The organism is Actinokineospora bangkokensis, assembly GCF_001940455.1.
Taxonomy (GTDB): domain Bacteria; phylum Actinomycetota; class Actinomycetes; order Mycobacteriales; family Pseudonocardiaceae; genus Actinokineospora; species Actinokineospora bangkokensis.
Genome location: NZ_MKQR01000016.1, coordinates 416,986 through 439,564, shown reverse-complemented (window position 1 = coordinate 439,564; position 22,579 = coordinate 416,986). Strand labels below are relative to the sequence as shown.

21 protein-coding genes are annotated in these 22,579 nt (G+C 74.5%); 15 read left to right on the top strand and 6 right to left on the bottom strand.

Going from position 1 to position 22,579, the window contains the following annotated elements; translation table 11 throughout:
• Positions 1-35 precede the first annotated feature (35 nt).
• The 10 genes from BJP25_RS16550 to BJP25_RS16505 all read left to right on the top strand — a co-directional run bounded on the left by BJP25_RS16550 (position 36) and on the right by BJP25_RS16505 (position 8,828).
• The gene (locus BJP25_RS16550; protein WP_075975788.1) at positions 36-407 is read left to right on the top strand and encodes a histone-like nucleoid-structuring protein Lsr2; all 372 of its coding nucleotides are present in this window, start codon (positions 36-38) and stop codon (positions 405-407) included.
• Between the two features lie 413 nt (positions 408-820).
• The gene (locus tag BJP25_RS16545) at positions 821-2,389 is read left to right on the top strand and encodes an amidohydrolase (RefSeq protein ID WP_075975787.1); all 1,569 of its coding nucleotides are present in this window, start codon (positions 821-823) and stop codon (positions 2,387-2,389) included.
• Between the two features lie 44 nt (positions 2,390-2,433).
• Positions 2,434-3,597 carry a sensor histidine kinase gene (locus BJP25_RS16540; RefSeq protein ID WP_075975786.1) on the top strand — a complete coding sequence of 388 codons (1,164 nt, stop codon included), beginning with the start codon at positions 2,434-2,436 and terminating at the stop codon, positions 3,595-3,597.
• Positions 3,594-4,250: a response regulator gene (locus tag BJP25_RS16535; RefSeq protein WP_075975785.1), complete on the top strand. Its 657-nt coding sequence runs from the start codon at positions 3,594-3,596 to the stop codon at positions 4,248-4,250. Before BJP25_RS16540 ends, BJP25_RS16535 begins: the two co-directional genes overlap by 4 nt.
• Before the next feature lie 93 nt (positions 4,251-4,343).
• Entirely contained in the window at positions 4,344-5,711 is a 1,368-nt protein-coding gene (locus BJP25_RS16530) for a hypothetical protein (protein ID WP_233158106.1), read from the top strand.
• Positions 5,708-6,133 carry a FixH family protein gene (locus tag BJP25_RS16525; RefSeq protein WP_158075665.1) on the top strand — a complete coding sequence of 142 codons (426 nt, stop codon included), beginning with the start codon at positions 5,708-5,710 and terminating at the stop codon, positions 6,131-6,133. Before BJP25_RS16530 ends, BJP25_RS16525 begins: the two co-directional genes overlap by 4 nt.
• A gap of 12 nt (positions 6,134-6,145) precedes the next feature.
• A complete protein-coding gene (locus BJP25_RS16520; protein ID WP_233158105.1) occupies positions 6,146-7,309 on the top strand; it encodes a hypothetical protein in 1,164 nt (387 codons plus the stop codon).
• Positions 7,310-7,312: 3 nt separating this feature from the next.
• The gene (locus BJP25_RS16515; RefSeq protein ID WP_075975783.1) at positions 7,313-7,837 is read left to right on the top strand and encodes a hypothetical protein; all 525 of its coding nucleotides are present in this window, start codon (positions 7,313-7,315) and stop codon (positions 7,835-7,837) included.
• Between the two features lie 59 nt (positions 7,838-7,896).
• Entirely contained in the window at positions 7,897-8,313 is a 417-nt protein-coding gene (locus BJP25_RS16510; protein WP_075975782.1) for a cold-shock protein, read from the top strand.
• A 14-nt stretch (positions 8,314-8,327) separates the two neighbouring features.
• Positions 8,328-8,828 carry an MOSC domain-containing protein gene (locus tag BJP25_RS16505; protein ID WP_233158104.1) on the top strand — a complete coding sequence of 167 codons (501 nt, stop codon included), beginning with the start codon at positions 8,328-8,330 and terminating at the stop codon, positions 8,826-8,828.
• Here BJP25_RS16505 and BJP25_RS16500 read toward each other — a convergent pair.
• On the bottom strand, positions 8,793-9,785 hold the full coding sequence (locus BJP25_RS16500) for a 5'-nucleotidase (protein WP_075975781.1): 993 nt from the start codon (positions 9,783-9,785) through the stop codon (positions 8,793-8,795). The two genes, BJP25_RS16505 and BJP25_RS16500, sit on opposite strands and share 36 nt — an antisense overlap.
• 58 nt (positions 9,786-9,843) lie before the next feature.
• Positions 9,844-11,409 carry a class I adenylate-forming enzyme family protein gene (locus BJP25_RS16495; protein WP_075975780.1) on the bottom strand — a complete coding sequence of 522 codons (1,566 nt, stop codon included), beginning with the start codon at positions 11,407-11,409 and terminating at the stop codon, positions 9,844-9,846.
• 129 nt (positions 11,410-11,538) lie between these two features.
• Here BJP25_RS16495 and BJP25_RS16490 point away from each other — a divergent pair, with 129 nt between their 5' ends.
• From BJP25_RS16490 to BJP25_RS16480, 3 genes are all read left to right on the top strand, one after another.
• On the top strand, positions 11,539-11,949 hold the full coding sequence (locus BJP25_RS16490) for a hypothetical protein (RefSeq protein ID WP_075975779.1): 411 nt from the start codon (positions 11,539-11,541) through the stop codon (positions 11,947-11,949).
• 408 nt (positions 11,950-12,357) lie between these two features.
• Positions 12,358-13,191 (top strand): alpha/beta hydrolase family protein, encoded by an 834-nt coding sequence (locus tag BJP25_RS16485; protein WP_143219121.1) that lies wholly within the window; start codon positions 12,358-12,360, stop codon positions 13,189-13,191.
• Positions 13,192-13,645: 454 nt separating this feature from the next.
• Complete coding sequence (locus tag BJP25_RS16480; protein WP_233158103.1) at positions 13,646-15,325, top strand: sensor histidine kinase; 1,680 nt, start codon at positions 13,646-13,648, stop codon at positions 15,323-15,325.
• Between the two features lie 51 nt (positions 15,326-15,376).
• Here the strand turns inward: BJP25_RS16480 and BJP25_RS16475 are convergent, their stop codons facing one another.
• The 3 genes from BJP25_RS16475 to BJP25_RS16465 all read right to left on the bottom strand — a co-directional run bounded on the left by BJP25_RS16475 (position 15,377) and on the right by BJP25_RS16465 (position 19,387).
• On the bottom strand, positions 15,377-15,808 hold the full coding sequence (locus BJP25_RS16475; protein WP_075975777.1) for an ATP-binding protein: 432 nt from the start codon (positions 15,806-15,808) through the stop codon (positions 15,377-15,379).
• A 386-nt stretch (positions 15,809-16,194) separates the two neighbouring features.
• Entirely contained in the window at positions 16,195-17,751 is a 1,557-nt protein-coding gene (locus BJP25_RS16470) for a S8 family serine peptidase (protein WP_075975776.1), read from the bottom strand.
• A gap of 181 nt (positions 17,752-17,932) precedes the next feature.
• Positions 17,933-19,387: an MFS transporter gene (locus BJP25_RS16465; RefSeq protein WP_269844552.1), complete on the bottom strand. Its 1,455-nt coding sequence runs from the start codon at positions 19,385-19,387 to the stop codon at positions 17,933-17,935.
• A gap of 73 nt (positions 19,388-19,460) precedes the next feature.
• Between BJP25_RS16465 and BJP25_RS16460 the strand changes: the two genes are divergently transcribed.
• Positions 19,461-19,898 carry a MarR family winged helix-turn-helix transcriptional regulator gene (locus BJP25_RS16460; protein ID WP_198943522.1) on the top strand — a complete coding sequence of 146 codons (438 nt, stop codon included), beginning with the start codon at positions 19,461-19,463 and terminating at the stop codon, positions 19,896-19,898.
• Between the two features lie 382 nt (positions 19,899-20,280).
• On the opposite strand, the gene BJP25_RS16455 is transcribed toward BJP25_RS16460, so the two are convergent.
• Positions 20,281-20,898 (bottom strand): TetR/AcrR family transcriptional regulator, encoded by a 618-nt coding sequence (locus BJP25_RS16455; RefSeq protein ID WP_075975774.1) that lies wholly within the window; start codon positions 20,896-20,898, stop codon positions 20,281-20,283.
• A 216-nt stretch (positions 20,899-21,114) separates the two neighbouring features.
• Here BJP25_RS16455 and BJP25_RS16450 point away from each other — a divergent pair, with 216 nt between their 5' ends.
• On the top strand, positions 21,115-22,578 hold the full coding sequence (locus BJP25_RS16450) for an Rv3212 family protein (RefSeq protein WP_084794070.1): 1,464 nt from the start codon (positions 21,115-21,117) through the stop codon (positions 22,576-22,578).
• The last annotated feature ends 1 nt before the right edge of the window (position 22,579 follow it).

Sequence of the window (22,579 nt, the reverse complement as noted above, 5' to 3'; positions counted from 1 at the left end):
GATAGGATCTGCCCGTTTCTGCAATAAGGTGTGCCATGGCTCAGAAGACGATCGTGCAGCTGTTCGACGACCTGGACGGTTCGCCGGGCGATGACATTCGCTCGATCGAGTTCAGTCTCGACGGGGTGCATTACGAAATCGACCTGAACGAGCGCAACGCCTCCCGGTTGCGCGACGAGCTCGCGGAGTTCGTCAACGCCGCCCGCCGCACCGGGGGCCGCGTGCGCCGCGGCGGGGCGCCCGCCAAGGCCGTCGGGGAGGTCCGCAGCAAGGAGCAGACCAGGGCCATCCGCGACTGGGCCAGGCAGAACGGCCACGACATCTCCGAGCGGGGGCGCATCCCCTCGGCGGTCGTGGAGGCGTTCGAGGAGGCCCACGCGGGCAAGCGCAGGCTCTCCAGCGTGTAGCTGCGTGACCGCGTGACCCTGTAACTGCGCAACCGCGTGACCCGCGCGGGCCCGTCCGGCAGGCCGCGGTCCGGCGCCGCGTCACCCACACCGCCCCCGGCGGCGCACCCCTGGCAATCCCGCCTGCTATTCCCCGCGGTGGGTTGTCCGGATTCGGTGCGCCCCGCCGGGCCGCCGGGGCACTGGCGCGATCGCGCCGAACGTGAATCCGCAGGGGCGGGTCGGGCAATCGCACTGCCCGATCGGCCGGGTCGCCCGCCCGCGCGCGGTGGTGTCGCCCCGGGTACGCGCGTGCGCACCCCCGGTCCGCACCGGACATTAGCCGGGTGTTTGCGGTCACCCATTCGCCCACCCCCGCCGCGTTGCGCCGACCGGCAATTCCTGTCGGGAATCCGCCGCCCTAGGCTGGGCCCATGCTGGATCTCCTGCTCGTCGGTGGCCGGTTCACCACCCTGGACCCGGCCCGGCCGACGGCGTCGGCGCTGGGCGTCTGGCGCGGCCGGGTGGTGGGGTTGGACGAGGCGGTCGCCGGGCTTCCCGCGCGCCGCGTGGTCGACCTGCGCGGCGCGGTGGTGCTCCCCGGCTTCGTCGACCCGCACGTGCACCTGGCCTGGGCCGGTCTGGCCGCCGACACCGCGTCGGTGGCCGCCGAGGACTCCGTGGCCGGGGTGCTCGCCGCGGTGGCGGCCGCGGCCCGGCAGCGCCCGGTCGGCGAGTGGGTCGACGTGGTGGGCTACGACCAGCGCAGGCTCGGGCGGCACGTCACCGCCGCCGACCTCGACACCGTCGCCGCGGGCCGCCGGGTGAACCTGGTGCACGACTCCGGGCACGCCTGCGTGGTCGACTCCGGGGTGCTGGCCGCGCTGCCCGCCGACGTGCCGCACCGCGACGGGCTGCTGGTGGAGGCGGGCGCGGCGCTGGTGCGCGAGCTGCGCCAGCCCTACCCGCTGGCCGAGTTGGTGGCCGCCGTCGAGCGCGCCGGGCGGCAGTGCCTGGCCGAGGGGGTCACCGCGGTCGCGGAGGCGGGCATCGGCGGCGGGCTCATCCGGCACAGCCCGGTGGAGCTGGCGGCCTACCAGCGCGCCCAGGAGCAGGGCAGGCTGCCCCTGCGGGTGCGGCTGATGGTCGCGGGCGCGCTGCTGCGCCCGGTCGCCGCGCACGGCACCGACGACACCCCCCGCGCGATGGACCTGGGCCTGCGCACCGGCTTCGGCGGCGACCGGCTGTCGCTGGGCGCGCTGAAGGTCTTCACCGACGGCGGCATGATGGCCCGCACCGCCGCGCTCACCGAGCCCTACGCCGGGTCGGACTCGGCGGGCGAGCTCTACGCCGACCCCGACGAGCTGCGCTCGGTCATCGTCGACGGGCACCGCGCGGGCTGGCAGCTGGCGGTGCACGCCATCGGTGACCGGGCCGTCGACGTGGCCCTCGACGCCATCGAGGCCGCCCAGACCGCCCACCCCCGCCCGCGCGCCCGCCACCGCGTCGAGCACGCCGGGCTGGTGCGCCCCGACCAGCTCCCGCGCTTCGCCACCCTGGGCGTCACCCCGGTCGTGCAACCGACGTTCCTGTGGTCCTTCGGCGACGACTACGCCGAGGTGATGGGCCCCGAGCGCGCCCAGTGGCTCTACAGGGGACAGTCCTTCGTGGACGAGGGCGTCCGCCTGGTGGGCAGCTCCGACCGCCCGGTCACCGTCGGCGCCCCGCTGCGCGCGATGCAGTTCATGCTCGACCGCACCTCCCACCGCGGCACCCGCATCGCCCCCGCCGAGGCCGTCAGCCCGGCCACCGCGGTGCACGCCTACACCACCGAGGCCGCCTGGTCCTGCCACTGGGAGGACGAGCTGGGCTCGCTCACCCCCGGCTCGCACGCCGACCTGGCCGTGCTGACCGCCGACCCGCACGTGGTCCCCCCGGCCTCGGTCGGCGTCCGCGCCACCGTCGTCGCGGGCGAGGTCGTGTGGGGTGAGGAGCTGTTCTGACCCGACCGCTCCCCGGCCCGCGGGCGAGGTGCCAAGCTGGGGGCGTGTGGGACACCGCAGCGGGCCTCCGCGGGCAGGAGCTGGTCGTCGCCGTGCTGTGCGCGGTGGCCGACGTGGTGATCCTGCTCGTGCTCTGCCCCCGGGCCACGTCGTCGGCCGCCGGGTACCTGGTCGTGCTCCTGATCCTGGCGGCCGACCTCGCGCTGGCCACGCCCGCCCGCTTCTGCGGGCCCGTGGCCGCCGGGCACGCCGCGCTCCAGGTGGTCGGGCCGGTGCTGCTGACCGGGGTGGGCGGGTACCCGGGGGCCAACGAGACCGGGCTGCTCGTGGCCGGGTACCGGGCGGGGGCGTGGCTCGGCCTGCGGGAGGCGGGGGTCGTCCTCGGGGTGCTGCTGGTGTGCGCGCTGCTGGGGCGCGCGCTGTTCCCGCCGTCGCCGCTGGCCGGGGACTGGCGGCTGGTCACCGCGCACACCCTCACCACCGTGCTGCTGCCGTGGCTGGTGGGCCGCACCACCACCGCCCGGCGCGGGCTGCTGGCCGAGCTGGAGCGGCGCGAGGCCGACCGGCAGCAGGAGGCGCAGGACGCGGTGCGCCGCGCTGTCGCCGAGGAGCGCACGGCGATCGCCCGTGACCTGCACGACGTCATCTCCCACCACGTCAGCGCGATCGGCGTGCACGCGGGCGCCGCGCGGCTGTCGCTGGCGGGTGCCCCCGACCGGGTGGGCCCGTCGCTGTCGGCGGTGGAGACCGCGAGCCGGTCCGCGATGGTGGACCTGCGCCGCCTGCTCGACCTGCTCCACCACGGCGACGGCGCCGCGCGCCAACCCGGGCTCGACGACCTCGACGAGCTGGTGCGGGGCACCAGGGCCGCCGGGCTGCCGACGACCCTGACCACCGCCGGGCCGGACGTGGCGCTGCCGCCCTCGGTGGACGTCGCGCTGTACCGGATCGCCCAGGAGGCGCTGACCAACGCCCTGCGCCACGGCGGCGGCCGCGGCGCGGCGGTCGCCCTGGCGCGCACGCCCGCCGACGTCGTGCTCACCGTCGACAACGACCTGCCCGCGGCACCGGGGGCGACCCGCGGCCCGACCCGGCGCGGCCTCAGCGGCATCCGCAGGCGGGCGGCGCTGTTCGGGGCCGAGGTGACCTGCGGGCCCGACGGCGGCCGCTGGGTCGTCCGCGTCCGCGTCCCCCTGGAGGCCCGGTGACCCTGCGCGTGCTGCTGGCCGACGACCACGCCATGTTCCGCTCGGGCATGCGCGCGGTCCTCGACACCCAACCCGACCTGGAGTGCGTCGGCGAGGTCGCCGACGGCGCCGCGGCCGTGCGCGAGGTGGCCGCCACCCGCCCGGACGTCGCCGTCCTGGACATCCGCATGCCCCGCCTCGACGGCCTCGCCGCCACCGAGGCGATCCTGTCCACCCCCGGCAACCGCACCCGGGTCCTGGTGCTCACCACCTACGACCTCGACGAGCACGTCCACCGCGCGCTGTCCCTCGGCGCGAGCGGCTTCCTGCTCAAGAGCCTGCCGCCGGAGGAGCTGGTCTCGGCGGTGCGGGTGGCCGCGCGCGGCGACGCGCTCATCGACCCCTCGGTCACCAAGCGGCTGGTCAGCCGGTTCACCGCCAGCCTCGCCCCCGCCCCGGCGCTGGCCGAGCCCGACCGGCTCACCAGCCGCGAGCAGGAGGTGCTGCTGCTGGTCGCGGACGCGCTGAGCAACGCCGAGATCGCCGCCGCGCTGCACATCGGGGAGGAGACGGTGAAGACGCACGTGTCCCGGGTGCTCGCCAAGCTCGGGCTGCGCGACCGCGTGCACGCCGTCGTCTACGCCCACCGGCACGGCCTGGTGCGCCGCCCCTGAGGGCGGACGGGGGTCGCATCCCTCCCCCGGGGGAGCCCGGGTCCCCTTCCGCCGTGACGAGCCGTGCCCGCCCGGCTCGGTACCGTCACCGGCGTGCGGGGACGGGTGCGGGCGCTGGTGGCCCTGGTGGGCGTGCTGCTGGTGGTCTTCGCGCCGCCCGCGTGGGCCGACGGCGCTCCGCTGGGGGCCGACCTGCACGTCGCGCAGACGCTGGGGGAGCGCGAGCTGACCGTGGTGGTGCGCCGCGTCGAGGGGGCACCCGCGCCGGTGTCGGTGGACGTCGTCTCGCACGTCGGCACCGCTCCCGGTGAGCTGAGGCTGCGGGCGGTGCCCCCGGGCGGCAGCGCCGTGTCCGAGTCGGTGGTGCGGGTCGGTCCGCCCGGCGCGACCTCCACGACGCTGACCATCGACCGCTTCGGCCCCTGGGACCTCGAACTCGACGACGGCGCGGGCAACACCGCGCGCATCCCGTTCACCGTGCTGGAGCGGGTCACCCAGACCTGGGAGCGCGCGACCTACGGCGGTTTCGTCGCCGCCGGGGTGTTCCTGGTGCTGGCGCTGGGCTTCGCGCTGCGCCGGGGGGTCGGCGCGGGCGCCGTCACCGCGGGCGCCGGGGTGCTCGTCTCGATCACCGTGGCGGCCACCGCCGCCCTGCTGTCGGCGTCCACCCCGGTCGCCGCCCCCGCCCTCGACGGCAGCAGGCCGCCCGCCAACATGGCCGTGCGCGCCGAACCCGCGCGGGCCGGGAGCCCGACGGCGGTGGTGCTGGACCTCACCGACGCCGCCACCGGCCGCCCCGTCGACGACCTGCGCGCCCAGCACGCCGCGTTCGTGCACCTGGTCGTGGTGAGCCCGTCCGGCGTGCTCAGCCACCTGCACCCGGTGCGCGCGGCGGCGGGGGAGTACCGGGCCGCGTTCACCCCCGGCGAGGGCGGGCGCTTCGCCGTGTCCGCCGAGCTGTCGCGCGCGGGCGCGGGCGTGGCGCAGGTGCGCGGGTCGTTCGACGTTGCGGGGAAACCGCGCGCCTCCACCGTCCCCAGTGGACCGGGCAAGCGCGCGGCGGGCACCGCCCAGGTCGAGGTGACCGCCGACCGGCTCGTCGCCGGGCGCCCCACCACCCTCACCGCCGACTTCGGCGGGCCCGCCGACCTCCAGCCGTGGCTGGGCATGCGCGGGCACCTCGTCGTCATCGGCCCGCTGCCGCCGGGCGCCCCGGTCGGGGAGGCCGCGCTGGCCGCGCCGGTGTGGGCGCACGCGCACGCCATGGTGCCCACCACCCCCGGCGCGGTCGGCGGTGAACCGGACGAGACCGTCGCCGCCTACGACCCGCACGTCGACTGGACCTTCACCTTCCCGCGCCCCGGCCAGTACCGGCTGTGGTTCCAGGCCGAGCGGGGCTACCAGGTCCTCACCGCGCCCGCCCTGCTCGACATCGCCGCGACCCCCGGGGGGACACCGTGACCGAGACCAGGGCCCTGCCCCGGACCCGACTGCTGGCCGCCGTCGCCGCCGCCGTGGTCGTCGTGCTGCTCGTCGTGTGGCTGTGGCCCGAGGACGAGCCCCAGGAGCTGACCGGCGGGTCCGACACCTACGCGGTGCGGGTCGTCCTCGACGGGCCCGCGTCGGTCGGCGACAACGCCCTGCTCGTCGAGGTCACCGACCACGCGGGCGCCCCGGTCACCGCCGACGAGGTGACCGTCGAACCGGTGATGCCCGGCATGGGGCACGCCGAGCCGCCCGCCACCGCCACCGCCGAGGCCCCCGGCCGCTACCGGGTCCCGGCCGCGCACCTGTCGATGGCGGGCACCTGGGAGATCACCGTGACCGTCCGCCGGGCGGGAGCCGCCGAGTCGACCGTGCTCCCGCTGCGGGTGGGGAACTAGGAGGGGATGGGCATGGACATGACCGCGGGGACCCTGCCGCGCGCCCGGGTGGGCGGTGCCGCGCTCAGCGGCGGCCTGCCGACCGCGGCCGCGCTGCTGCTCGGGTCGCTGATCACGCTGGTGGGCCTGACCTGGGACGTGCAGTGGCACACCGACGTCGGCCCGGACACCTTCTTCACCCTGCCGCACCTGTTCCTCTACGCGGGCAGCGCCATCGCCGGGCTGGCGAGCCTCACCGCCGTGCTCGCCGCCACCGCGGCCCAGCGCGCGGGCCGCGACCCCGACCCCGTCGCGGGCGGGGTGCCGGTCGCCGTGCTGGGCGTGTTCAAGGCGCCGGTCGGCCACCTCGTCGCCGGGTGCGGCGCGGCGTCCTTCCTCGTCTACGGGCTGTGGGACCTGTGGTGGCACAGCCTCTACGGCTTCGACGCGGTGATCGAGTCCCCGCCGCACATCGGGCTGCTGCTGTCGGTCATGGCCACCATGGTGGGCACCGCGGTCGTGTTCGCCGCCGCGTTCGAGCACCGCTGGGGCAAGGTGGGGCTCGTGGTGTCGCTGGGCGCGCTCGCGGCGTTCAGCACCATCGTGGTGCTCGGGCTCACCAGCGTGGACGGTCCGTTCGAGGCGGTCTACACCGCGATGGCCTGGCTCGTGGTCATGCTCGTGGTCACCGCGGGCGGGTTCGCGCGCAAGGCCGGGCTGATGGTGTGGGTGGCCGCGGCCCTCGGGGTGGTGCAGCTCGTCGGCTGGTGGTTCTCGCCGTGGGCGGCGCGGGTGTACGCGGAGTCGGTGGGGCTGCCGGTGCGCGACTACGTCCGCGGTGTGCCGGTGATGCCCGCGCTGATGCCGATGCTGCTGATCCCCGTCGCGCTGCTGCTGGAGCTGTTCGCCGCCCGCGCCCGCCGCGGCGCGGGCTGGGCGCCCGTGGTCGGCGGCGGGGTGGCGGGCGCGGTCCTCGCCGGGGTGCAGGGCGTGCAGGACTCGCTCGTGTACGGCTACCGGGTGCAGGTCGCGCAACTGCTGCCGAACGCCGTCGCCGGTCTGGTCGTCGGGTTGCTGGCCGGGTTCCTGGGGTGGCGCTTCGGCCGCATGCTGCGCGCGGCCAACCCCGGGGCGCCCACCCGGTCCGACACCGCCATCCCCGCTCCTGCTGTCCCCGCTGCCGTCAAGGAGGCCTGAGCCGTGCGCCGCACGCTGACCGCCCTCGCCTTCACCGCCTGCCTCGTGGTCGCCTCCGCGCCCGCCGCGAACGCCTACGAGCCCGTGAACGTCGTGCACACCGAACGGGTGCAAGTCGGCCCCTACGGCGTGACCGTCGGGTTCAGCACCTGGCCCGTGCGCGCGTACCAGTCACTGGACTGGACCTTCGCGCCCGATGGGGGGATCGGGGACAAGTCCGGCACCCTCGCCATGGTCGCCCCCGGCGCCACCGGCCAACCGCGGCAGCGGCCGTTGGCGCGCCACCCCCGCAAGCTGGAGGTCTGGGGGCTCGACATCAAGTCCGTGGACGCGGCCGGGCAGTGGGCGCTGCGGTTCCACCTCGACGGTCCGCTCGGAACCGGTGACGGGGCGCTGACCTCGCTGAACGTGCTGGAGCAGCCCGGCCCGCCGCTGGCGCTGAGCTGGTCGGCGAGCACCCTGCCGCTGGTCGGGCTCGCCGGTTTCCTGGTCGTGGCGTGGCGCCGGACGCGGGTGGTGGCACAATGAGCGGAGGTTTCCGTGGTGGCGCAGTGGTGCGCCGTAGTTGAAGTGATGTGGTGGTTGCTGTGGCGACAGGGACAGTGGTGAAGTTCGACCAGGTCCGCGGGTACGGGTTCGTGGCCAACGACGCGGGTGGGGAGGACATCTTCCTGCACGTCAACGACCTGGAGTTCGACAAGCACCTGCTGACGGCGGGCTCGCTCGTGGAGTTCGAGGTGGAGGACAGCCCCCGGGGCCCCAAGGCGTTCGGGGTCACCCTCGTGCGCCGCTCCGAGGCCGCGCCCACCCGCACCGCGGTCGGCGGCTCGGGCGGCTCGGGCGATGACGACGTGCTGTGCGACTTCATCCCGGCGGGCGAGTTCAGCGCCGAGGTCACCGAGGCCCTGCTCACCTCGGTCGGCTCGCTGACCGGCGAGCAGATCGTCGGCGTCCGGCGCGCCATGGTCAAGCTCGCCGAGGGCCACGGCTGGCTGGGCGACTGACGCCCACCCCGGTCGTGCTGGAGGCCATCCTGGTCTCCCCGGTGCACGCCTACGAGGGCAGGCCCACCGACCCCCCTGGCCCGCCCCCCACCCCGCTCGACCAGGTCGAGGTCCACGCCGACCTCGGCCTCCTCGGCGACCGCTACTACAACCACCCCGCCCACCGCACCGCCGCGGTCACCCTGCTCTCCCTCGACGCCCTCGACGAGGTCGCCCGCGCCCTCGCCACCCCGCTCGACCCCTTCCGGACCCGCCGCAACCTCCTCCTCCGCGGCTTCCCCGTCGACACCCTCGCCGCCACCCGCACCACCCCCGGCGCCCTGTTCACCCTCGACACCGGCACCGGCCCCCTCCGCTTCCGGGCCCACCGCCCCGCCTCCCCCTGCCGCTGGATGGACACCCAACTGGCCGACGGCGCCTTCAGGGCCCTCCGCGGCCGAGCGGGCGTCCGCTGCACCCCCCTGGACTCCGGCACCCTCTCAACAGGACCCGCCACCCTCGAAGTCCTCACCTGACGCGTCCACCTCGCGTCGGGCGTCGTCCACCCGCGCGGGCAGGTTCGCGATCCCGAAGGGGATGTGCACGCTGGGTACCCTGCTCGAACTGCTTTGCAGGTTCTTCAACTGGTCGTCGAAGAAGATGTGCGGCTTCAGCACCTCCAGCACCGGACCCTTGTCGATGCCGCCCAGGAAGAACGCGTCGTTGACCCGCACCCCCCACTGCTTCAGGCTCAGGATCGCCCGCTCGTGCGCCGGCGCGTTCCGCGCGGTCACGATGGAGACCCGGACGCGGATCTGGTAGTCGTCATCCGCCTCCTTGCGCTCCACCTCCCGCTGCTGGATCCGGTTGATGCCCGCCAGCAGGTCCTTCAGCGGGCCCGCGTTGTGGGCCGTCCTGACGTTCTGGACCTCGTGCTCCCGGAATGCCGTCAGGTCCGCTTGCGCGATCTTCTCCGAACTGTCGTCCGCCAGCACCCCGTCGAAGTCGAAGGCGATGCGGAGGTCGTCGTCTTCGGTGTCCGCCAGCGAGGCGGTCAGAACCCTGCCCGCTGGGAGCCCCATCTCCGCCGCCTTCGCCACATCCCCGTCGTCGGCGGACAGGAAGAGGGCGATGTTCAGCACCGAGATGTACTCGTAGGGCGAGCGCCCCTGCTGGAAGATTGCACGGGTGATGTCCAACCCGTGGTGTTCGATCGAGCGCATCACCCGCAGCCCGGTGTCCGGGTCGTTCTTCGACAGGACTATGACCTCCACCAGCGGGTCGTCCGGTTGCGCGAGGTCGTTGAGGGAGAGCAGGCGCCTGACGAAGGAGAAGGCGACACCTGGTTGCAGGTGTTCGTCCAAGCGCTGCTCCTGGTAGCTGCGGTACGCCTCCTCCCCGCGGTTGCGGAAGACGGCGTCCGACTCGGACAAGTCGAACAGTGCGCTGGACGCCACCCCGATCACCAGCCGGTCTTCCAGGCTGTAGCCCATTGCATTCCTCGCCTTCTGCCACGAGGTCGCGTCCAGTCGATGCGCCTGGTCTGCCGCGTCAGCCCGCGGTGAGGCGGTTGCGGAGTTCGCGCTTGAGGATCTTGCCCGCGGCGGAGTAGGGGATGGCGTCGACGAAGTGGACTTCGCGGAGGCGCTTGTAGGGGACCAGGTTGGCGTTGATGTCGTCCTGGAGTTGTTGGGGGGTCAGGGAAGCCTGCGCGGGGACGACGAAGGCGACGGGGAGTTCGCCCGCGGTGGGGTGCGGGCGGCCGACGACGGCGGCGCCGTGGACGGCGGGGTGGGCGACGAGCAGTTCCTCCAGCTCGCGCGGGTAGACGTTGTAGCCCTTGTAGAGCAGCATGTCCTTCTTGCGGTCGACGATGAACAGGTAGCCGTCCTCGTCGAGCACGCCGATGTCGCCGGTGTGCAGCCAGCCGTCTACCAGGACCTCCGCGGTGGCCTCGGGGTGGTTGTGGTAGCCGCGCATCACCTGGGGGCCGCGCAGGCAGACCTCGCCCGGCTCGCCGGGGGGCAGCGGGTCCCCGCCGTCGACCGGCACCACGCGGACCTCGGTGTCGAAGGTCGGCAGGCCCACCGACCCCAGCTTGCGCACACCCGACCGCCAGGTCGGCCCGCCGGTGGCGCCCATGGTCACCTCGGTCAGGCCGTAGCCCTCCACGACCACCGCGTTCGGCACCCGCGCGCGCAGGCGCTCGGCGGTGTCGTGCGGCATCGGGGAGGCGCCGGAGCTGATGGTGAGCACCGACGACAGGTCGCGGGTGTCGAAGTCCGGGTGCGCGGCCAGCGCGGCGAACAGCGCGGGCGCGCCGCCCATGGTCGTGGCCCGGTGCTCCTCCACCGCCGCGAGGTAGGCGGCCGGGTCGAGCCGGTCGTGCAGCACCACGGTGGCGCCGGTGAGCACCGGGGCGTTCATGCCCGCGATCGTGCCCATGACGTGGAACCACGGCGTCAGGTTCACCACCACGCCGGTGCCCAGCCGGGCGGGCCACTCCTCGGCGCTGCCCACCTGCTCCAGCCGCAACCCGCCCTCGTCGTCGAGCGCGGGCACCGACCCCGTCCCCCAGCAGCAGTACTGGAGCAGGTTCGTCACCACGTTCGAGTGCGGCAGCAGCACGCCCTTCGACACCCCGGTGGTGCCGCCGGTGTAGGCCAGGTGCGCCAGGTGCTCGTCCACGTCGACCTCGACCCGCGGCGGCACGTCCGGCATCCCCTCGGCCAGCGGCGCCACGTCGCCCTCGCCGAGCACCAGCACCGCGCCCGAGTCGGCGATCTGCGCCCGCGCGGCGGCCTCCGGCAGCAGCGGGTTCACCGGCACGAACGCGGCACCGGCCAGCAGCACCCCGTAGTAGGCCACCGGGAAGGCGATCCGGTTCGGCATCCGCAGCGCCACCCGGTCGCCGGGCTCCACGCCGCGGGCGCGCAACCCGTTCGCGGTGCGCGCGGCCGCCCGGCCCAGCTCCGCGAAGGTGATCGACTCGGCGCCGCGGCGGAACGCCACCCGCTCGCCCCAGCGCCGGGCCGCGCCCAGCACCACCGCCCCCACCGGCACCCGCGGGTACTCCAGGTGCTCCGGCAACCCCGGCGGCACGATCCGGTTCGGCATGGAGCCTCCTGAGTGGACGGTCCCGGGGCCCGCGTCGGCCACCCGTTCGACTTAACACGACCGGGCAGGGGCGCACAAGGGCGCGAACGGCCCACCCGCGCGGTGATCCACTCCCGTAGGCTGGGCGGCATGGTATCGACGTGGGGCGACCTGGCCCAGTACATCCGCGAGGAGTACGAGGTCATCGACGAGCGCGAGGACGAGATCCGCATCGAGTTCGGCTTCGACAAGTACGACGAGGAGGACGAGCGCACCCAGGTCGTCGTGCTGGTGCGCGAGGTGCTCGACAACGTCCACGAGTGGGTGCAGATCGCCAGCCCCGTCGGCCTGGCCGCCGAGGTCGACCTCGCCGCCCTGCTGCGCGAGGTGGGGCAGGCCTCCATCGCCTGCGGCGCGGCCATCATGGGCGAGCACGTCGTCCTGCGCCACTCCCTGCCCCTGCGCGACCTCGACGTGCACGAGTTCGACGACCCGCTGGCCCTGCTCGCGGGCACCGCCGACCAGATCGAGGAGATGTTCTTCGGCGGCGACAACTACTGAGGCATTTCCTCCCGCCACCCGCCCCCTCGCCCCGCCCGGCATCGTGCCCGGCTTGAGGGGGCGGGTTCGGCTGGCGGGGGTTGGGTTGGGTGGGTTCGCTCGGCGGTGGTGGCCTGGTGGGGTGGGTTGGTTCGGCTGGTGGAGGGCGGGTTGGGTGAGATGGCCTGCCGTGGTGGTTGGGTGAGGTGAGCGGGCACTGCTGGTGGTGGCTGGGTGGGACGGGTTGGCGCTGCTGGTGGTGGTCCTGTGGGCGCGATCGGGTGGTCGGTGGGAGTGCGTGGACGGGTGGAGCGGCGAGGGCGTGGGAGGCGGGTGGGGGTCGCTGGGGTGGGGGAGTTCGGGGGGCGGGGGTTCACAGGGTGGGTGCCTAGACTCGGGGCGTTGGTCCGTCCGGGTGAGGGAGGTCGGGTGCGCGCGCTGGTGGTGGTCGTGCTGCTGTTCGCGCTCGCGGCAGGCGGGGCGTTCCCGGCGCCGCCGCCCGAGGTGCGGCGGGGGCCGGACCCGGTGGCCCTGCCGACCGGCACCGGGCCCCACGCCGTCGACGTGCTCTCGGTCGACCGGGCCGAGGTGGCGGGGTTCGGCGGGGGAGTCGTCTACTACCCGGCAGGCGCCGCGGACGGCCCGTTCGGGGTGCTCGCGGTCGCGCCCGGGTACGGGGAGAACTCGGCCACCCTCGCCTGGTGGGGGCCCGCGCTCGCCTCCCAGGGCTTCGTCGTGGTGCTGATCGACACCCTGCTGCCCACCGACTTCCCGGATGCCCGCGCCACCGAGCTGCTGGCGGCGCTGGACTGGGTCGTCGGGGACAGCCCCGTGCGCGGGCTCGCCGACCCGGACCGCACCGCCGTGCTGGGGCACTCCATGGGCGGGGGAGGGGCGCTGGAGGCGGCGCTGGCCCGGCCCTGGCTGCGCGCCGCGGTGCCGATGACGCCCTGGGACGTGACGGCCGACTTCTCCGCCGTGCGGGTGCCGACCCTCGTCGTCGGCGCCGAGGGCGACACCATCGCCCCCGCCGCCCGCTACGCCCGCCCCTCCTACGACTCCCTCACCGCCGTCGCGCGGTCCTACCTGCTGCGCGCGGGCGCCGACCACAACTTCGTCAACACCCCCGACCCGGTGGTGGGCCCGGTGGTCGCCTGGCTCAAGCGCTACGTCGACGGCGACACCCGGTACACCCGCTTCCTGTGCCCGGACGCCGCGGTGCCCGGTTACGCCCGGTCCGCGGGCGGTTGCCGGGTGTCCTGACCTGTGGTGATCCACCACTGTCCACCCGGGACGGAACCGGAATTGCCCGGAATTTCCCCCGAATGGCCTCACCCGGCACCGCCGCGTCGGCCCGCCGTGGGCCGTTACGCGGCGCCGCATCGCACGTTCGGGTGAACCGCGCGCGGGTTACTCCACCGTAGTCGCCGTCGGACGGTGGCCGCCGCGACCGACGACCGGACCCGCCCTTGTGCGCCGGGGTAGCGTGGTGCTCCGACCCCCGGCGATTAATCCGAAAGCCTTTTCCCCTGCGGACGGTGACCGGCGTGATGCCCCCACCCGGTCGTGCCGTCCCAGCCCCCGGGCGGCGGCTCGCCAGGGCACCGCGCCGCCCGCCGAGCCGCCACCCGGGCGCACCCGGCGGGAGGTGCCCGGCGCCCGCCCCACCCTGGCCGTAGGCTGCCGCGCGGAGTGGGCTGTCGGCGAGGACGGGGTCGTGGTGAGCGAGCAGGTCGGTGGGCGGGACGAGGTCGAGCCGGGGGCGGTCGAGCAGGGCGCGCCCGAGCCCGCGGGCGGGTCTGCGGCGGGTGGGCCGGGGCCGCGGCGGGGGATCAGCCGGTGGTCGCTGCGGCGGCGCTCGGCGGTGGCGTCGGTGGCCGTGGTCGCCATCTTCGGGGCCGCCATCATCGCGGTGGCCCTGGCCATCTCGAACCTCAACAGCGCCCGCGCGCGGCTGCTCGACCAGGCGGGCCCCACCGTCATCGCCGCCGAGCAGCTCACCACCGCCCTGGTCGACCAGGAGACCGGCGTGCGGGGGTTCGCCATCACCGTGCGGCCGGAGTTCCTGCAGCCCTACCAGGACGCGCAGGGCCGCGAGCGGGCCGCGGTGGCGCAGCTGCGCGACCTGCTCGCCGGGCAGTCCGCCAAGGCCCGCGCCGACCTCGACGAGGTGGTGCGCGCGGTCGACGACTGGCGGGTGCGCTACGCCGAGCCCACCATCAGCAGCGTCCGCCGGGGCGACCTCAGCACGGACGTCAGGGACGGCAAGGTGCTCTTCGACCGGGCCCGCGCGGCGCTGAACGCGCTGGGCGTCGACGCCGAGGAGGAGCGGGCCGCCAGCCGCGCCGAGCTCAACAGCGCCGCCTCCGCGCTCGTCGCCACCTGCGTGGTGACCCTGGGCGCGCTGCTGCTGCTCGTGGTGCTGGCCGCCGTGCTGCTGCGCTCGGCCGTGGTGGCCCCGCTGTCGCGGCTCACCGCCCAGGTGCGGCAGGTGGCGGGCGGGGAGTTCGAGCACCGGGTGGAGGTCGCGGGCCCGGAGGAGATCACCGACCTGGCCGCCGACGTCGACGTCATGCGCTCGCGGATCCTGCACGAGCTCAGCGTGCTGCGCAGCACCAACGCCGAGCTGGACGTGCTCTCGGCCGACCTCAAGCGCTCCAACGCCGAGCTGGAGCAGTTCGCCTACGTCGCCTCGCACGACCTGCAGGAGCCGCTGCGCAAGGTGGCCAGCTTCTGCCAGCTGCTCGAACGCCGCTACGGGGACAAGCTCGACGACAACGCCACCCAGTACATCGGCTTCGCCGTCGACGGCGCCCGGCGCATGCAGGTGCTCATCAACGACCTGCTCGCCTTCAGCCGGGTCGGGCGGCACACCGGCAAGCACGTCGACGTCGACTCCCGGCAGCTGGTCGACCAAGCGGTGCGCAACCTCGCCGCCGTGGTGGAGGAGACCGGCGCGGTGGTCGACGCCCCGGCGGAGATGCCGCTGGTGCGCGGGGAGGTGCCGCTGCTGACCGCGGTGTTCCAGAACCTCATCGGCAACGCGGTGAAGTTCCGCGCCGACGAGCCGCCGCACGTGCGGGTCACCGTGGAGCGCGACGGCGAGGACTGGGTGTTCACCGTCGCCGACAACGGCATCGGGGTGGAGCCGCAGTTCGCCGAGCGGGTGTTCGTGATCTTCCAGCGGCTGCACGGCAAGGACGCCTACCCGGGCACCGGGATCGGGCTGGCCATGTGCCGCAAGATCGTGGAGTTCCACGGCGGGCGGATCTGGCTGGACACCGACCGCGACCAGGCCGACAGCCGGGGCACGACGATCCACTTCACCCTGCCGGTGGTGGCCGAGCAGCCCGCAGTGGCGGAGCAGCCCGAGGTGGTGGAGCCCGCCGGGGCCTGACGCGCCGGAGCCCCTCCCGCGGCGGGTCGCCGGGGAGGGGCTCCAGTGGTGTCAGCGGCTCGCGGACGCCCGATCGGTCGTCGCGCGCTGGGCGGGTGGCGCCCACGCCTTGCGGTCGCCCGCGCGGCGGCGCTCGAAGCGCGCGCTGAGCGTGGTGCGGCCGTCCTCGTGCAGCAGCTCGACCTCCTGGGCCAGGCCGCGCATGACGGCCAACCCGAGGCCTCCGGCCGCCGCGCCGGACCAGGAGCCGTGGTCGGCGACCAGCGCCAGCACCTCGGCGGGCCCCGCCTGCACCGTGACGGCGACCAGGCCGTCGGCGTCGGCGTAGCCGTGCTGGATCGAGTTGGAGACCGCCTCGTCGACGACGGTGACGACGTCGCGGCGCAGCTCCCCCGACACCCGGTGCGAGGCGAGCCAGGAGCTGACCCGGTGGCGCACCAGGGGCAGCTGCTCGCCCGCGGCGGGGACGATGAAGGTGAGCACCCCGGTCTCGCGGGGTGCCGGGCGCTTCGGCCGGGAACTGCCGGGCGCGATCAGGCGGCCGTTCGGTAGGGCAGGCTCAGACGCGGGCACGCGTCCCCCTCTCTCGGACTGTGATGTCCGGTACACCCGGTGCATCGCCGGAGGTTACTTGAACGTTCCCGTCCGTTTCCCGCGAACGGGACCGCCTCGTTCACCCATCATTCATCGCCCGCGCCCGATTCGCGACCCCGTGACCGGTGTCGACGGGCATATCCGCAGTTCGGGGTGCACGTAATCGGGATGTGATCCGCGCCCTACAACGTTTCAGCAACATCAACAGCAGATGATCGCGAACGGCCCACCTTCCCCCGTCGCGGGGAAGGTGGGCCGTTCATCCCATGATCTGGTCAGCGCCCGTAACGCGCCCAGAACACCTGGTTCACCGGCCCGTACAGGACGAGGTTGGAGTCGTTCTGGACCACGAACCGGCTCGCCACCGAGCCCCAGCTGTTCGTCGCCCAGAGCGGCCTGCCCGCGGCCGTGTAGAGCACGACGTTGCCGTCGCTCTGGAACGTCGTGTACGAGCCCGGGTTGCCGTAGGTGCCGCTGTGCCACAGCGGCGCACCCGCCGCGGTGTAGAGCACCAGGTTCCCGTCGGCCTGCATGTCCAGCCGGTACTGCCCGCTCGGGGAACGCAGCGACTGCCCGGCGTTGAGCCGCTGGCCCCGGAGCAGGGTGTCGCCCGCGGCGGGGGCGCCGATGGAGCCGGTGTAGAGCAGCTTGTTCGGGGACCCGGTACCCGCGTTGGTCACCTTGCCCGTGGTCGCGGACCCCACCAGCGCCGAGGCGACCTGCGCCGGGGTCGAGGCGGGTGCCGAGCCCAGCACCAGCGCGGCGGCGCCGGTGACGTGCGGGGTCGCCATCGAGGTGCCCGACATCAGCGCCGTGCCGGTGTCGCTGGCGTTCGACAGCGAGGTGATGTCCGAGCCGGGGGCGAACAGGTCGACGCAGGTGCCGTAGTTGGAGTAGTAGGCCCGCGCGTCGGTGCTGGTGGTCGCGCCCACCGTGATCGCCTCGGGTGTGCGCGCGGGGGTTTGCAGGCAGGCGTCCTTGCTGGAGTTGCCCGCCGCCACGGCGTAGACGACCCCGTCGGCGATGGAGTTGCGGATCGCGTTCTCCAGGGTGGCGTTGCTGCCGTCGCCGCCGACGCTGAGGTTGGCCACCGCGGGCCCGGACACGTGGTTCTGGGTCACCCAGTCCACCCCGGCCACGACCTGCGCGAAGCTGCCGTCGCCATTGCAGTCGAGCACCTTGACCGCCGTCAGCGACACGCCCTTGGCCACGCCGTGGGTGGTGCCGCCGACCGTGCCCGCCACGTGCGTGCCGTGCCCGTTGCAGTCGGAGTTGTTGCCGTCGCCGGTGGTGTTGGTGCCCCAGCTCGCGCGCCCGCCGAAGTCCGCGTGCGTGGTGCGGATGCCGGTGTCGATCACGTACGCCCGCACGCCCGCCCCGGTGCCGGGGTAGGTGTAGGTGCGGCTCAGCGGCAGCGCCGCCTGGTCGAGGCGGTCCAGGCCCCAGGTGGCGCCCTGCTGGGTGTCCTGGGTGTGCACGCGGCTGTTCTGCTCGACCCGCTCCACGGCCGGGTCCGCCGCGAGCTTGCGCGCCTCGGCCTCGGTCATCTCACCCGCGAAGCCGCGCACCGCGCTCTGGTAGGTGAACTGCACCCGGGCCCGGTGCTTGCCCGCCAGCGACCCGACCAGGTCGCGCACGGGCCGCTGCCGGACCGCACCCTCCTTGAACACCACCAGGTAGCTGTCCTTGATGGCCCCCGCCCTGCCCACCCCCACCACGTCCCCGACGGCCGAGGCGGTCGGCGTCACGGCGAGGGCGACCCCCACCGCGGTCGCCGCGGCGAGGCCGAGGCCGAACAGCTTCGCCGCGCGGGGGAGGGGAGGACGCGTCATCGGGATCTCCTCGGTGCTGCGGGCGTGCTGCCCCCGCGCACGCCCCGGTCGTCGGGCGTCCACCTGGATATCCCGCCGAGGGCCCCGTTGCCAGCCATCGTTGGACCCTTGTGGACGGACGGCTGTGGTGCGTGCGCGCAGGAGCCGCGCACCCGGTTGTGCGCGGCTCCCAAAACCCGCCTCAGCGCGCGGCGGCGACCACCGGTTCCGCGGCGGGCAGCGGCTCGCCCGGCGGGGTGTGGTGCAGGTCCAGCGCCGCGCGCCGGGGGATGAACAGGGTCACCAGCGCCCCCGCGACCGCGGCGGCCGCGCCGATGCCGAAGGTCAGCCGGAACCCCTCCAGGGCGGGCACCAGCCGCTCGCCCAGCGGCACGGTCATGCCCGCCAGCACCACCCCGATCACCGCCGCGGCCGACGACGTGCCGATCGAGCGCATCAGCGCGTTGAGCCCGTTGGCCGCCGCCGTCTCCGCCGACGGCACCGCCGACATGATGATCGCGGGCAGCGCCGAGTAGGCCAGCGCCGTGCCGATCCCGACCACCACGCTGATCAGCACCAGGTGCCACACCTCGGTCAGGAAGAACACCCCGAACAGGTAGCCCACCGGCATGACCGCGATGCCCAGCAGCAGCGACACCTTCGGCCCCCACCGGTCGGTGATCCGCGCGGTGACCGGCGAGACGAGCAGCATCATCAGCCCGCCGGGCATCGTGCACAGCCCGGCGGCCAGCATGCCCAGCCCCAGCCCGTAGCCGGTGGCCTCGGGCAGTTGCAGCAGTTGCGGCAGCGCCAGGACCTGCGCGTACATGGCGAAGCCCGCCACGATCGAGACCAGGTTGGTCAGCAGCACCGGCCGCCGCGCGGTGGAGCGCAGGTCCACCAGCGGGTCGCGGGTGCGCAGCTCGAACCACCCCCACACCAGCAGCACCGCGGCGGCGGCGCCGAACAGGCCCAGGGTCACCGGCGAGCCCCAGCCCCACACCCCGCCCTGCGACACCGCCAGCAGCAGGCACACCAGGCCGGTGGTGAGCCCGATCGCGCCGGGCACGTCGAACCGCCCGCCCGAGCGCTGCGGGGACTCCGGCACCAGCGCCAGCACCGCCAGCAGCGCGGCGGCGCCGAGCGCGGCGGACAGCCAGAACAGCGCGTGCCAGTCCAAGTGCTCGGCGATCAGCGCCGCCACCGGGATGCCCAGCGCGCCGCCGACGCCTAGCGACGAGCTCATCAGGCCCATCGCCGAGGCGAGCCTGCCCGCGGGCACCTCGTCGCGCATGATGCTGATGCCCAGCGGGATGACGCCCACCGCGCAGCCCTGCAACGCCCGCCCGACCAGGACCGGCGGCAGCGTCGAGCTGAGCGCGACCACCACCGAGCCCGCGATGAGCAGCAGCAGGCTCACCACGACCATCCTGCGCTTGCCGAACATGTCGCCCAGGCGCCCGGCGACGGGGGTGGACACGGCCCCGACCAGCAGGGTGACCGTGATGGCCCACGCCGCGGCGCCGGGGGTGGTGCCAAGCAGGTGGGGGAGTTCGGGGTTGATCGGGATGATGACGGTCTGCATGACCGAGACCACGATCCCGGTGGCGGCCAAGGCGGTGATCAAGGCGGCGCTGCCCCGTCGCCGCTGGCTCACCGGGCGACTCGTAGAGTGCACATGGTTTGCACCCTACAAGTGGAACTTTTCCCACCGGTTACCGGAGACGTGTGTGGCTGACCACTGGGCGGTGCTGGAGCGCGAGCTCATGCTCGCCGCGCGGCACGCGGTGCTCGTGCCCGCGAAGGGGGAACTGGAGCGCTCGGCCTACCTGCTGCTCAGCAGGCTGGCCGCCGGGGGCCCGATGACCATCGCCGCCCTGGCGGAGGCGTTCGGGCTGGACGTGTCGACGGTGCACCGGCAGGTCGCGGTGGTGCTCAAAGCCGGGCTGGTCGAGCGGGTGCTCGACCCCGGCGGTGGCGTGGCCCGGTTGCTGCGGGTCACCGCGGAGGGGCAGCGGAAGCTGGTGGCGGAGCGCGGGCGGATCCTCGGCTGCCTGCGCGACATCCTGGGCGAGTGGCCCGCTGAGCGGGTCGCGGTGCTCGCGGACGTGCTCATCGGCTACAACGAGGCCGTCGAGGGGTCCGAGGGCCGGTCCTGGCCGCGTTGACCGGCGCGCTCTTCCTCAGTGGACGGCGAGGTCCTCGACGGCGGCGGTGCCGGGCAGCTGGAGCGGGTCGTCGGTGGTGGGCGGCACGGACTGGAGCACCTTCGGTTCCAGCTGCTGCATGCCGACCGCACCGAGCATCAGGACGAGGGGCGTTGCCAGCGCGATCCACATAGGACGGTTACCTCCGGCTCCGGTCGGGTCTGCCCAGTAGTTACCCGCCCCCGCCGCTGGTCACACGCCCCCGGGTGTGACCAGGACTCCACCGCTGGCGCGGTTGAGCCGGCGCACCACGTCTGACCTGCGGATCCGGCCGGTGCCCCCGGACGACGACGAAAGACCCCCGGTGGCGCGGGCCACCGGGGGTCGTCGTGGTTCGTGCGCGTCACGCCCGGGCGGGGACCTCCGCCGAGGGGGACATGCCCGCGACCATGAACGCCATCAGCCGGACGCTGTGGTCGGTGGACGCGGGCGAGTTCTCCCGTGCCCACGCCGCGGCGGTGATCACCGCGTACAGCTCCTCGGCGGTGACGTCCTCGCGGATGCGGTCCGCCTGCTTGGCGCGGGCCAGCAGCGGGGCCGCCGCCTTGTGCACGGTGACGCTGGTGTGGTGCAGCGGCGCGCCCGCGGTGTAGGTGCTGCCCGCCAGGAAGCTCGCCAGGCCCCGGTAGGTGCTGCAGTGCTCGACGGCCAGGCGCATCCAGGTGGTGAGCGACCCCAGCGGGTCGCCGTCGCCGTCGGCCTGGGCCGCCGCGGCCTGGTCGAGTTGGTCGAGCTGCTCGCGGATCGTGGCCTCGACCAGGGTCTCCCTGGTCGGGAAGTGGCCGTACAGGGTGCCGATGGCCACCCCCGCGGACTTGGCTATGTCCTCGAGCGAGGCCCCCGTCCCGCGCTCTGCGAACGCGACGCGGGCCGCGTCGAGGATCGCGTCGTAGTTTCGTCGCCCGTCCGCCCTCTTCGGGCGGCGGGCCCACGGGGCCTCTGCCTCTGCTGCCGGACTCACCGAACCTCCTGGGACTCGAGGGGGAGGCTACCTCCATTCGAGGGACATCGGTGGTGTGGTACCCCCTGTATGGTGTACGGTCCGGCCACTTCCATGGTCCACGGGCCGCGCGGGTGTGCGCCGCGCGCAATCCCGGCCACCCCGATCCGAACGGGGATGACACATTCCCCGCGCTAGCGTGGGTCGCCGTTGAGGTACCGGGGCCGGTGTGCCACGGTGACCGGCGAAGCGGTGCTGACCTGGGTGGACGAGGGAGACGCGGTGGGCGACGACGCGGTCGGCGGTGCGGCCGGGCAAGATCGCGGCAGCGGTGCGGGCGAGGCCGTCCCGGCTGGTCCGGGACGCGCGCCCGCCGGGGCCGCGGGTGGCCCTGACCACACTTCGGCGCCGCGCGGGTCGCGCACCCGCTTCACCCGCCGCCGCGACTGGGCCGTGGCCGGGGTGCTGCTGGCCGTCGTGCTGGTCGCCCCCGTCGTGCGCTGGCAGACCAGCGAGATCGCCGCCACCACCCGCCAGCCCGCGACCACCACCCTGGCGGCGCAGGTGCCGCCGCTGGAGTTCCCCCCGTCGCTGGCCGAGACCTGGCGCGCCGACAGCCCCTCCACCCCGGTGCCCGTCGTGGCGGGCCCCGTGGTCGCCACCGGGAACGGCGGCACCGTCAGCGGCCTGGACCCGCTCACCGGCGAGGTCGTCTGGCGCTACCAGCGCGACCTCCAGCTGTGCACGGTCGCCCCGTTCGACACCGTCCCCCCGCAGCGCACCGACAGCGGCACCGTCCTGGCCCTCTACGGCACCAAGGGCGGCGACCTGCCCGAGGACGGCCCCTACGCCGACGGCAACTGCAGCGAGGTCTCGGCCATCGACGGCGGCTCCGGCGACGTCGAGGCCACCCGCAACTCCGACGCCGAGTACGGCACCCGCCTGCTCTCCGACGGCACCACCGTCACCACCACCGGCCGCCGCCTCATCACCAGCTGGCGCTCCGACCTGGTGATGACCTCCCAGTACGGCACCCGCCCCACCCCGGTCCAGCCCCGCCCGAACCTGCGCAAGGACTGCTTCTTCGGCTCCGTCGCCGTCACCGCCGACCGCATCGCCGTCATCGAGCGCTGCCCCGAGGACAACGGCGCCGACCGCCTCACCGTCTACAAGACCCAGACCCCCTCCGGCAAGGACAACGACGACGTCGAGATCACCTCCTCGACGCTGCTCGGCGCCCGCGGCCGGGTCATCGCCGTCACCGACACCACCACCGCGGTCGCCCTCGCCGACCCGCCCCGCGTCCGCACCTACACCGCGGCGGGCGTCGCCCTGCCCGACACCCCGGTCGACATCCCCGAGCAGGACCTCGCCAACACCGACCCCCCGGGCGCCACCGCGGCCACCACGACCGGGCAGGACGCGGTCTACTGGTTCACCGGCTCCCGGACCGTCGCCCTGGCCAAGTCCGACCTCCGGCCGACCTGGCTGGTGCCGTCGACCTCCGGGTCCGGCGTGGTGTTCGCGGGCAAGCTGCTGCTGCCCGTCGAGGCGGGCCTGGCCGTCAAGGACCCGGTCACCGGCGCCGACGCGGGCCTGATCCCCGTCGACCGGGGCGGCTACCGGGGCCCGATCACCATGTCGACCACGGGCCCGATCGTCCTGGAGCAGCGCGGCCCGACCCTGGTCGCCCTGCGCTGAC